At 47.8% G+C, this 942-nt stretch carries 1 protein-coding gene; it reads right to left on the bottom strand.

The window, feature by feature from the left end:
• A partial coding sequence (locus R7P74_RS25245) for a glutamate synthase-related protein (RefSeq protein ID WP_318123385.1) occupies window positions 1-942 on the bottom strand: 942 nt, incomplete at both ends.

Raw genomic sequence — 942 nt, 5'->3', positions numbered from 1 at the left:
CACGTAAGCAAAACCGCCCGTCATACCAGCGCCGAAGTTCACACCTGTGGCGCCAAGAATAGCCACAATGCCGCCAGTCATGTATTCACAAGCATTATCACCCGCGCCTTCTATGACAGCGATGGTGCCAGAGTTACGAACACCAAAACGCTCTCCCGCTTTACCCGCAGCAAACAGTTTACCTCCTGTCGCGCCGTACAAACATGTGTTACCGATAATGGTGGCTTCGTTACATTTAAATGCAGTGCCTAGGTGAGGTTTAATCGCGATCTTACCACCAGCCATGCCTTTGCCTACGTAGTCGTTCGCATCACCAGTGAGGTAAAGCTCTACGCCGCCCGCATTCCAAACACCAAACGACTGGCCAGCCGTACCATCTAGATAGATTTTGATTGGCGAAGCTGCCAAACCTTGGTTGCCATAGCGTTTTGCTATCTCACCAGATAAACGCGCGCCAACAGAACGGTCGGTGTTGATGACGTTGTAGAAGAAACTTGCTGATTGGCTGTTTTCGACAGCATTCAAGGCATCATCAACGATTTTTTGGTTGAGTTCGGCTTTATCAAACGGTTTGTTTGGCTCCGTCCAAAATAGTGGATGACCTTCGGCTGAAATAGGAGCTTCTAAGATGTTTGATAGATCCAACTTGGTTTGCTTCGCTGTGAACCCCTCGACGGCTTCAAGTAAATCAGTACGACCAATTAAGTCTGTCAGTTTCTCTACGCCAAGTTCTGCGAGTAACTCACGTACTTCATCGGCAAGGCCAGTAAAATAGTTCATTACCATTTCTGGTAAGCCTTTAAAGTACTCTTTACGAAGGGTTTCATCTTGAGTTGCCACACCCGTTGCACAGTTGTTCAAGTGGCAAATACGTAAGAATTTACAACCCATAGCAACCATTGGTGCGGTACCAAATCCGAAGCTTTCCGCACCAAGAATCGC

Source organism: Vibrio sp. 2033, from assembly GCF_033339735.1.
The sequence above is the reverse complement of the archived record's forward strand: the minus strand, read 5'-3'. Positions and strand labels throughout refer to the sequence as shown.